The organism is Stenotrophomonas sp. 2YAF22 (assembly GCF_052114665.1).
Taxonomy (GTDB): domain Bacteria; phylum Pseudomonadota; class Gammaproteobacteria; order Xanthomonadales; family Xanthomonadaceae; genus Stenotrophomonas; species Stenotrophomonas indicatrix.
Map to the genome: position 1 here is coordinate 1 of NZ_JBFRFE010000104.1, position 9,396 is coordinate 9,396.

Annotated in this window: 8 protein-coding genes; 1 reads left to right on the forward strand and 7 read right to left on the reverse strand. The window is 68.8% G+C overall.

The genetic code is table 11. From position 1 onward, the window contains the following. Window positions 1-167: 167 nt before the first annotated feature. From AB4Y84_RS06435 to AB4Y84_RS06465, 7 genes are all read right to left on the reverse strand, one after another. Window positions 168-1,772, reverse strand: coding sequence for a glucan biosynthesis protein (locus tag AB4Y84_RS06435; RefSeq protein WP_442244280.1), 1,605 nt, complete (start codon window positions 1,770-1,772; stop codon window positions 168-170). A gap of 48 nt (window positions 1,773-1,820) precedes the next feature. Further along, a complete protein-coding gene (locus tag AB4Y84_RS06440) occupies window positions 1,821-4,286 on the reverse strand; it encodes a protein kinase domain-containing protein (protein WP_442244279.1) in 2,466 nt (821 codons plus the stop codon). An 18-nt stretch (window positions 4,287-4,304) separates the two neighbouring features. After that, window positions 4,305-4,871, reverse strand: coding sequence for an ECF-type sigma factor (locus AB4Y84_RS06445; RefSeq protein ID WP_025875449.1), 567 nt, complete (start codon window positions 4,869-4,871; stop codon window positions 4,305-4,307). 69 nt (window positions 4,872-4,940) lie between these two features. Further along, the gene (gene mutM / locus AB4Y84_RS06450) at window positions 4,941-5,753 is read right to left on the reverse strand and encodes a bifunctional DNA-formamidopyrimidine glycosylase/DNA-(apurinic or apyrimidinic site) lyase (RefSeq protein ID WP_313252024.1); all 813 of its coding nucleotides are present in this window, start codon (window positions 5,751-5,753) and stop codon (window positions 4,941-4,943) included. An 82-nt stretch (window positions 5,754-5,835) separates the two neighbouring features. Beyond that, window positions 5,836-6,654, reverse strand: a complete 819-nt coding sequence (locus tag AB4Y84_RS06455; RefSeq protein WP_313252026.1) for a hypothetical protein — start codon at window positions 6,652-6,654, stop codon at window positions 5,836-5,838. A gap of 228 nt (window positions 6,655-6,882) precedes the next feature. Continuing rightward, window positions 6,883-7,218 carry an EF-hand domain-containing protein gene (locus AB4Y84_RS06460; protein WP_025875455.1) on the reverse strand — a complete coding sequence of 112 codons (336 nt, stop codon included), beginning with the start codon at window positions 7,216-7,218 and terminating at the stop codon, window positions 6,883-6,885. Then, the gene (locus tag AB4Y84_RS06465; RefSeq protein WP_442244278.1) at window positions 7,215-8,417 is read right to left on the reverse strand and encodes a DesA family fatty acid desaturase; all 1,203 of its coding nucleotides are present in this window, start codon (window positions 8,415-8,417) and stop codon (window positions 7,215-7,217) included. Before AB4Y84_RS06465 ends, AB4Y84_RS06460 begins: the two co-directional genes overlap by 4 nt. Window positions 8,418-8,596: 179 nt before the next feature. Between AB4Y84_RS06465 and AB4Y84_RS06470 the strand changes: the two genes are divergently transcribed. After that, window positions 8,597-9,391 carry an ABC transporter ATP-binding protein gene (locus AB4Y84_RS06470; protein ID WP_442249891.1) on the forward strand — a complete coding sequence of 265 codons (795 nt, stop codon included), beginning with the start codon at window positions 8,597-8,599 and terminating at the stop codon, window positions 9,389-9,391. Window positions 9,392-9,396: the final 5 nt, after the last annotated feature.

A 9,396-nucleotide genomic window follows, 5' to 3' on the forward strand; every position in this document is an offset into this window, starting at 1 on the left:
CTACAAGGACGTACTTGCGGCGTCCCCGCAATCCGACACCGCCCCGCCATCCCACCGAATGCCAGCTGCTGTTGCTGTTGCTGTTGCTGTTGCTGTTGATTCTGAGGTTGCCGGCCAGCGGCCGGCACTACAGCGGGTGCAGGGCGCAGCCCTGCCGATAAACCCTCTTAGTACAGCGTGCGCTCCGGCGCACCAGCCGGCGGCGGGGTGTACTGGTACAGCCAGGTTTCGGTGAGGGTCTTGCCGCCACTGCGCAGGTACAGGCGGATGTCGATCTGCTCGCTGCTGCCCTCCGGCGGCACCAGGTCGAACATCGCGCGGTAGCCCTTGATCTCGCGCAGCGGCCGCGCCGAGACGATCTCCACCCGGCCACGGCTGGTTTCGACAACCGCTTCGACATCGGCTTTGTCGATCAGGCTGGCCAGTTCGCCGCCTTCGAAGTCGACCGCAAAGCGCCACGAGAAATACTCGCGCTTCTTGCCGATCACCCCGCCCAGGCCGGTGCGGCTGGCCACGCAATGGGCCAGCGGCGTATGCGCCGGCGGCTGTGCGCCCCAGTACAGCCGGTAGCCGACCAGCAGTTCCTTGCCCGGCTGCGGCTTTTCCTTCGGGTTCCAGAACGCCACGATGTTGTCGAAGGTTTCATCGACGGTGGGAATCTCCACCAGCTGCACCGAGCCCTCGCCCCAATCACCCTTCGGCTCCACCCACAGGCACGGGCGCTTCTCGTAGAACACGCCGTCGTCCTGGTAGTGGTCGAAGTTGCGGTCACGCTGCAGCAGGCCGAAGCCACGCGGATTGCGGTCGACGAACATGTTGAAGCGCAGGTTGCGCGGGTTCAGCAGCGGCCGCCAGATCCATTCACCAGCGCCGGTCCACAGCGACAGGCCGTCGGTATCGTGGATCTCCGGGCGCCAGTCCCAGCCCATGCGGCGGTCGTTCTCGCCCACCTGGTACATGCTGGTGCAGGGCGCGATGCCGAGGCGCTCGATCGCCTTGCGCGGGTACAGCGCGCTGTCGATGTCCATCAGCAGCACATCACCGTTGGTGACGGCGAAGCGGTAGGCACCGGCCACGCTGGGCGAATCCAGCAGCGCGTAGACGATGAGGGTGTCCGAGTCGGCCGCAGGCTGTTCCAGGTAATAGGCGATGAAGTCCGGGAATTCCTCCGGCTTGCCCATGCCGGTGTCGATGGCCAGGCCACGCGCGGACTGGCCGTACTGGCCTTCCTTGCCCACTGCGCGGAAGTAGCTGGCACCCAGGAACGCGGCGAAATCGCGGTCGGTGTCCTTGCGCGTGTTCAGCCGGAACCCGGCGAAGCCGAGGTCGGCCGGCAGCTCACCATTCTTCAACCCGCTCTTGCCGTAGTTGAACGCGGCGCCGTCATAGGCCAGTTCCTGCGCCTTGCCGTCGACCACGTCGTACATGCGCACGGGCGAATGGAAGTACAGACCCAGGTGGAAGAACTTGGCCTGGAACTTACCCGGCTGGTCGGCCCACAGGGCGTGGTCCTGGCGATAGCCGATCGACTGGTACTGATCCCAGTCCAGCGCCTCCAGCTTGCCCGGCAGCACCCGCTTGTGGCTTTGGTAGGGCGCCTGTGCCAGCGCGCGCGCCTGACCCTTCAGGGTGGCGAAATCGAACGGCTGCGGCTGGCCAAGCCGGCGCAGCCCAAGCTGGCCACTCTTGCTGGCCGCACAGGCCGGCAGTGACGGCAGGCCGAAGGCGGCCAGGGCCAGGGAGGCATTGCGGATGAAGTCGCGTCGTTGCATGCAGGCGCGGGAGCAAAGGAAAGGTCGGCCATCATAGGCAGACAAACGTTAACGGGCAGCGGTGGACTCGATACCCTGTTCAGCCTGCGCCAATGCCGCAAGGCGGGCATCAAGCTCCTGCAGGGCCGGTGCCTGCGGACCGCGCTGGGCCAGCAGCAGCTGCCGTGCCTCGGCCAGCACGATGCGGGCCTGCGCGATCTGGCCGGCCTCCTGCAGGGCCTGCCCCTGTGCAAGCAGCGCCTGCGGCAGCAGGGCGACGTGATCCGGTTGGCGCCAGATCGCCACCGCACGGGCATAGTGCGCTGCCGCCGCCGAGGGGTCGCCGCTGGCGCTGGCCCATTTCCCCAGCGCGAACTCGCCGTAGCCGATCTCGCGATGATCCGGGCCCAGGGCACCGAGCAGCTGTGCCTGTACCTGCCGCAGTTCCTGCCCGGCCAGCGCGTGCTGGCCACGCTGCAGGGCCAGCAGCGCGCGTGCGCGGCGTACCACCAGCGCCTCCGGGTGGCGCGGCCCCCATGCCTCCTGTGCTGCCTGCCAGGCCAGCTCCAGCTCGGCCGCTGCCGCCTGCGTGTCGCCCTGCCGGGCCAGCACATCGCCCAGCTGGCGATGCAGGCTGATCACCTGCGGGCTGCTGGCGTCGGCGCGTTGGCCGAGCAGGGCCAGCGCCTGCCGGTACCCCGCCAGCGCCGCCGGCAGGCGTCCGGCGGCGGCGTCCAGAGCGGCCAGATCAGCCAGTGATTCAGCACGCCCGAAGCGCTCGACAAGCCCTTGGTGGCGCAGCGCCAGCGCCTGCTGGAACGACCGTCGCGCCGCATCGGCGTCACCCAGCTGGGCCTGGCAACGCCCAAGCTGGCTGTGGAACTCGGCCACGGCCGCCGGCAATACCGCCGCCTTGCTGGCCGCCAGCGGTTGCAGTGGCTGCAGGTGCGCGAGGCACTCGCGCCCTCGGCCGAGCATGCGCAGTGCGCGCCCGCGCTGGGTAACCGCCTCGATCTGCAGCGCCGGCGGCACCTCGCCCACCTCCTGCAGCAGCCGGCGCTGCTGGTCCAGGGTCTGCAGCGCCAGCTGGTAGTCGCCCAGGCCGATACGCAGGCGGCCGATCACCCCTTGCAGCTCGGCCAGCGCCAGCGGCTGGTCAGCCAGTTCGGCTTCGCCCCGTTGCTGGCCGGTGGCCAGCAACTGCGGCACGTCGAAATGGCCGTGGCGCTGGCTGGCCGCCTTGTCGAACAGGCCAACAGTGAAATCCTGCATGGCCTGCGCACGCGCCATTTCCGCCCGCGCCTGGCGCAACTGCCACAGGGCGAAGGACGTGGTCCCCAACAGGGCCAGCGCGGCCAGCCCGGCCAGCGCCACGCCCCAGCGATGGCGGCCCACGTACTTTCGCACCCGGTAACCCACGCCCGGCGGACGCGCCTGGATCGGCTGCCCCTGCAGGTAGCGGCGCAGGTCGCCGGCCAGTGCTTCGGCCGAGCTGTAGCGCTGCTGCGGGTCTTTCTGCAGGGCCTTTTCCAGCAGCACGTCCAGATCGCCACGCAGTCGCTTGGCCTGCCGCAGCAGCGCCCGTCTCGGTGCTCCCGGCTCGGCGGCCAGCCGTTGCAGCAGCGCCGAGGCACGCGGTGCCTGCACATCCAGGATCGAGCGCTCCCATTCCGCGTCACTGTGCCGGCGCAACCGATACGGCTTGTGCCCGGTGACCACCTCGAACAGCACCACGCCCAGCGAATAGACGTCGGTCAGGGTCGTCACCGCCTCGCCACGCACCTGCTCCGGCGCGGCGTAGTGCAGGGTAAACGCGCGGATTTCGGTAGCCGGATGGGCCGCGTTCGGATCGTCGTGGTCGAGCAGCTTGGCGATGCCGAAGTCGAGCAGTTTCACCGTGCCATCGGCGCGTACCAGGATGTTGGAGGGCTTCAGGTCGCGGTGCACCACCAGGTTCGCATGCGCATGGCTGACCACCGCGCAGACCTGCAGCATCAGCTGCAGCCGCGTTTCCAGCGGCGGTTGCAGGCGCCGGCAGTAGTCGCTGATCGGCTCGCCTTCCACGTAATCCAGCGCCAGGTAGGGCTGCCCGTGCTGGTCCACCCCGGCGTCCAGCAGTTGTGCCAGGTGCGGGTGCTGCAGGCGGGCCAGGATCTGCCGCTCGCGGCCGAAGCGCTGGCGCAGGCCCGGATCGGCGACGCCACTGCGCAGCAGCTTCAGCGCGACCTGGCGCTGGTACAGGCCATCGCAGCGCTCGGCCAGCCAGACCTCGCCCATGCCGCCTTCGCCGAGCGGATGCAGCAGCCGATACGGCCCGACCTCGCTTCCGGCGCGGCCTGGCGGTGTAGCGGTCCACAAGGGCTGGGCCATGAACTCGTGGCTGTCGGCCTCCTGCTGCAGCAGGTGTTCCAGCTCGCGGCCCAGCGTCGGGTCCTGCGCGCTCACGCGCTGCAGGCGCAGCTGGCGGGCGGCAGGTGCCAGCTCCAGCAGCTGGTCCAGCCAGGATGACAATTGCTGCCAGCGGGCGGTATCCATGGTGTGGGTGGCGGCGACTCAGTCGCTGCGCATCGCGGCCAGCAGGAACAGCCGCGCTTTCTGCCAGTCGCGGCGGATGCTGCGCTCCGAGCGCTGGCTCAATTCGGCGATCTCCAGTTCGGACAAGCCGGCGAAGTAGCGCAGCTCCACCACCTTGGCCAGGTGCGCATCGACGGCCTGCAGGCGTTCCAATGCAACATCGAGGGCCAGCAGATCCTCGTCCAGGCGCACGCCGCTGCTGCTGTTCTCGGGAATCTCGGCCACCCGCTTGAGGTCGCCACCGCGCTTGCGCGCCAGCCGGTTGCGCGCGTAATCGACGACCACGCTGCGCATCGCCGACGCCGCATAGGCGAAGAAGTGCGCACGGTCCTCGAAGCGCGCCGCACCGCGGCTGCCCAGCAGTTTCAGGTAGGACTCGTGGACCAGCGAGGTCGCATCCAGGGTGCGTCCCTGCTGCCCGGCCAGCTGCCGCCGGGCCATGCTGTGCAGTTCCTGGTACAGGGTGGTCAGCACACGGTCGAGCGCGGCGCGGTCGCCACCGCGCGCAGCATCCAGCCATACGGTGATATCCGGGCCTTCGTCCATCGCCAACGCTCCCCCGCAGCGGATGTCGGCTGGACTATAGCGCTGCACGTGTGCAGCGCATGAAGACGTTCAGCGCTGGCAGCGACTGCACCACACGCTTGCCCGCTGGCCGATCATGGCGTGCTTGAGCGGGCGGCCGCAGCCAGGGCACGGCAGGCCATCGCGGCCATAGACCAGCAGCTCCTGCTCGAAGTAGCCCGGCGCGCCGTCGGGGCTGATGAAATCGCGCAGGGTGGTGCCGCCGCGGGTGATGGCGTAGTCCAGCGTTTCCTTCACTGCCGTGGCCAGCCGCCGATAGCGCTCGCGGGTGACCTTGCCGGCCTCGCGCAGCGGGCTGATCCCCGCCTTGTACAGGCTCTCGGCGGCATAGATGTTGCCCACCCCGACCACCACCGCCTGGTCCATCAGGAAGGTCTTCACCGGCGCGCTGCGGCCGCGGCTGCGGGCGAACAGGTAGTCGCCGTCGAAGGCGTCGTCCAGCGGCTCCGGGCCCAGCCCCTGCAGCAGCGGGTGGATCTCGCCAGCCGGCTGCCAGAGCAGGCTGCCGAAGCGGCGCGGGTCGTTGAAACGCAGCAGGCGGCCGTTGTCCAGGCTGATGTCCACATGGTCATGCGCGCGCAACGGGGTGTCGCCGGGCAGCACGCGCAGGCTGCCGGACATGCCCAGGTGCAGCACGGCGCTGCCGATGGCGGTATCCAGCAGCAGGTACTTGGCACGGCGGCGCACGTCTTCGATGCGCTGGCCGGGCAGCAGCTCGGCCACTTCCGGCGGGATCGGCCAACGCAGGTCGGCGCGGCGCAGGATCACGCCATGGACGCGGCGGCCTTCCAGATGCGGCGCCAGGCCGCGGCGGGTGGTTTCTACTTCGGGCAGTTCAGGCATGGGACGATTCTATGCCCTCCTGCCCTGCGGGCAGCGCGGCCATCACCGCCTGGGTGCAACGCACCCCGGCGGCGTGYCGCCATCAGGCGTCCTGGCCCACTTCGGCCGAGGCCGCGTCGGTGGCCTCTGGCGGCGGCGCCACGGTCGCCGCCGGGGTGCCGTCCGGGAACAGGGTCGGCAGTGTGGCGGCGAAGCTGGCCACGCACGCTTCGGCGTAGCGCTCGGCAGTCTGCCGGGCCAACGCGTAGTCATCGGCCTGCCACGCTTCCAGCGACGCCGAGACCGGTTCGGCAATGCGGCAATGCGCGCCTTCGCCACCGGTCAGGCGCATGGTCGGCAGCTTGCGTCGGTATGGAAAGCCCAGGTCCACGTTCTGGCGCAGTTCGTATTCGGTCCCGGCATTGCCGAGCTCCTTGTAGATCAGGGTGAAGTCCCCCACGGTGACCTGCACCGGCCGCGACTGCTCGGGGATGGCGCCGGGATGGGCGCTGAAGTAGGCCGCCAAGGCCGCGCGTGCCTGCTGCTCCATCGAACTGAAGGCCGGGTTCGGCACGGTGTCCACACGGGTACCTTTCAGCTGGTCCTTCCTGAAACCGCTGCCGCCTATGACACCGGCGAACAGCGATACGGCAGCCTGTGCTGCGATGACCTTGCCGGTGGTGGAACGCTGCACCAGACGCAGCGTCCGGTCGCCGATCGGCTGGCCATCGGCATTGGTCTCCAGTTTGGTACTGGTCGGAACCCGATGTTCCCAGGCAGGTGCTGCCGGTGCGGTATCCGAGGCCTGCTGCGGTTCGGCGTCGGCCGCCACGGCTATAGCCGGCTCGTCGGCCAGTGCCGGTGCAGCCCAGGCGACGCCGCCAAGCAGAATGGCGGTGAGAAGGGTAGGTTTGGCATTCATTGGGGGGGTCTTGGGCATCGGTCAGGTCAGTGCGGGCGATCCCAACGCGCAGCGATCATCGCAACGGCACTGCTCCAACCTCCATGTCCCCACAACCGCGTTCCATCACGGTCGACATGCCAAGCCCGCACTGTCTCTGCTGATCGACCGGTACGCCGGGTTCGAGTCGTAGAGACCATCGGCAGCGCGCCGACGAACTTTAGCCGGGCACGCTACGACTGGCGCCGCTCAGCGCGGCGGTGCAGCCAGTTCCCGTGCATCCAGGAATCCGTCACCGTTGGCGTCCTGCTTGTGGAAGCGCTGCACGATCACCTGCCGCTGCTGTTCGCGGGTGATGGCCCTGCCTTTGCCACCGGGCAGCTCGTCGGCGGTCAGCACGCCATCGCCGTTGCGGTCCATGCGATCGAAGGCATACAGCATCCACTGCAGGTACTCGGCTTCACTGACCTTGCCGTCGCCATCGCTGTCCATGCGCTGCAGATAGCTGGCAGTGTCGCTGACCTGGGCCTGCACGGCAGGTGCGCACACGGCGGCCAGCAGCAATGCCGTCAGCGCAGCCCTCATCCGCCCACCAGGGTGTAGCCCTTCAGTCGCGCGGCATAGGCCTGCAGCGCGGCGATGCCGCTTTCCTCGGCCTCGCGGCACCAGGCCTGCAGTTGACGCAGGCGCTCGGCGGCATCGTGGCCGCGTGCTTCCAGCAGCGTTGCCAGGCGCGCGCGATATTCCACCAGGGTGCGGATGCGCGGGCGCTGGGCGACCCATTCGCTGAGCTGGGCGCGGCTGTCCGGCTTCAACCAGCGGCCGTCGTTGACCAGGCCACGGCGCAGCCGGCGCGGCAGCAACCGGCGCAGCTTGGCACCCGCGTATCGCGCTTCTTCGCGCAATGCCGGCATGAACACGTTGCGCTGGTAGTCGGTCATCGCCTGGAAGCGATGCGACAGCAGTGCCTTCAGGGTATCGGCGTCGGGCACGGCGATGTTCGGGCGCACGTCCATGGCCGGCGCGACACGCAGGACCTTGGCCAGGCGCAATGCCTGCAGCAGGCGGATCGCACTCCAGCCGATGTCGAATTCCCAGCGCCGCATCGCAAAGCGCGCCGAACTGGGGAACGCATGGTGGTTGTTGTGCAGTTCCTCGCCACCAATCCAGAACGCCCACGGCGTCAGGTTGGTGGAGGTGTCGGCCGACTCGTAGTTGCGGTAGCCCCACCAGTGGCCCAGGCCATTGACCACGCCAGCGGCCCAGAACGGGATCCAGGCCATCTGGATCGCCCACAGGGCGATGCCCGGCAGGCCGAACAGCACCGTGTTGATCGCAAACAGCAGCACCGGGCCGAACGTGGCATAGGGGGTGTACAGGCGGCGCTCGATCGCGTCGTCCGGCGTGCCGCGACCGTACTGTTCGATGTCCGCGCGCATGCCGCGCGCTTCGCGGTAGAGTTCCACGCCGCGCCAGAACACCTGGCCGATGCCACGGGTGACCGGGCTGTGCGGGTCGTCCTCGGTTTCCACCTTGGCGTGGTGCTTGCGATGGATCGCCACCCACTCCTTGGTGATCATCGAGGTGGTCAGCCAGGTCCAGAAGCGGAAGAAGTGCGCGACCACCGGGTGGAAGTCCACGCCCCGATGCGCCTGGCTGCGGTGCAGGTAGAGGGTGACCGAGAAGATCGTGAGCTGGGTGAAGACCAGCAGCACCAGGGCCAGCTGCCACCAGCCCAGGCCCAGCACGCCACCGGTCAGCAGGGACATCAGGGCATCAGGCATGGCGGCTCTCCAGAGCGACACAGGTATGGAAGACATCATGGGCGCTTGCGTTGCAAACTGCACCTTGCACCGCTGGATTGGCAGCGCCATTCCGTGGCTTCGTTCACAGTTGGGGACCCGTGTTGTCGAGCCTTGATCCGCGCACCCGCGCCACACCCCCTGCCCCGCCCGCCGGGGACCTGCCGCCCTTGATCGAACTGGACCGCGCCAGCGTGATGCGCGGCCAGGTGAAGGTCCTGCACGCGCTGAGCCTGCGCATCGCCCAGGGCCAGCACACCGCGCTGCTCGGTCCCAATGGCTGTGGCAAGTCCACCTTCATCAAGCTGATCACCCGCGAGCTGTACCCGCTGGCACAGGCCGACGGCACGGTGGTGGTGAAAGTGCTGGGGCAGAGCCGCTGGCAGGTCGACAGGCTGCGTTCGCAGCTGGGCATCGTCACCGGCGACCTCAGCAGCAACCTGGCCGACATGCCTGGGCTGACGGTGGAGCAGGCGGTGCTGTCGGGGTTCTTCGCCAGTTACGTGGTGCCGGCCTTCCGCGAGGTCACCGCGGACATGCGCATCCGGGTCGRCGAGACCCTGGCGATGACCGGCGCATCGGCCCTGCGTGAACGTGCCTATGCCGAGTTGTCGGCCGGCGAGACCCGCCGCGTGCTGATCGCCCGCGCACTGGTCAATCGACCACAGGCGCTGCTGCTGGATGAACCCTCCACCGGGCTGGACCTGGTAGCCCGCCAGCAGTTGATCGCCACCATGCGCGTGCTTGCGCAGCAGGGCATCACCCTGGTGCTGGTCACCCACCACATCGAGGAAGTGATTCCCGAGATCGAGCGCGTGGTGCTGCTGCGCGATGGCCGCGTGGTGGCCGATGGAGCGCGCGCCGAGCTGCTGCGCGACGAACCGCTGTCGGCCGTGTTCGGCGGCGCGATCACGGTGGTGGAACAGGAAGGACGGCTGACCGCGTACGCGGGGTGACACCG

Excerpts from the sequence above, each read along its gene's own strand:
- AB4Y84_RS06435 (WP_442244280.1), bottom strand. The coding sequence starts at position 1,772 with ATGCAACGACGCGACTTCATCCGCAATGCCTCCCTGGCCCTGGCCGCC.
- AB4Y84_RS06440 (WP_442244279.1), bottom strand. The coding sequence starts at position 4,286 with ATGGATACCGCCCGCTGGCAGCAATTGTCATCCTGGCTGGACCAGCTG.
- AB4Y84_RS06445 (WP_025875449.1), bottom strand. The coding sequence starts at position 4,871 with ATGGACGAAGGCCCGGATATCACCGTATGGCTGGATGCTGCGCGCGGT.
- mutM (WP_313252024.1), bottom strand. The coding sequence starts at position 5,753 with ATGCCTGAACTGCCCGAAGTAGAAACCACCCGCCGCGGCCTGGCGCCG.
- AB4Y84_RS06455 (WP_313252026.1), bottom strand. The coding sequence starts at position 6,654 with ATGAATGCCAAACCTACCCTTCTCACCGCCATTCTGCTTGGCGGCGTC.
- AB4Y84_RS06460 (WP_025875455.1), bottom strand. The coding sequence starts at position 7,218 with ATGAGGGCTGCGCTGACGGCATTGCTGCTGGCCGCCGTGTGCGCACCT.
- AB4Y84_RS06465 (WP_442244278.1), bottom strand. The coding sequence starts at position 8,417 with ATGCCTGATGCCCTGATGTCCCTGCTGACCGGTGGCGTGCTGGGCCTG.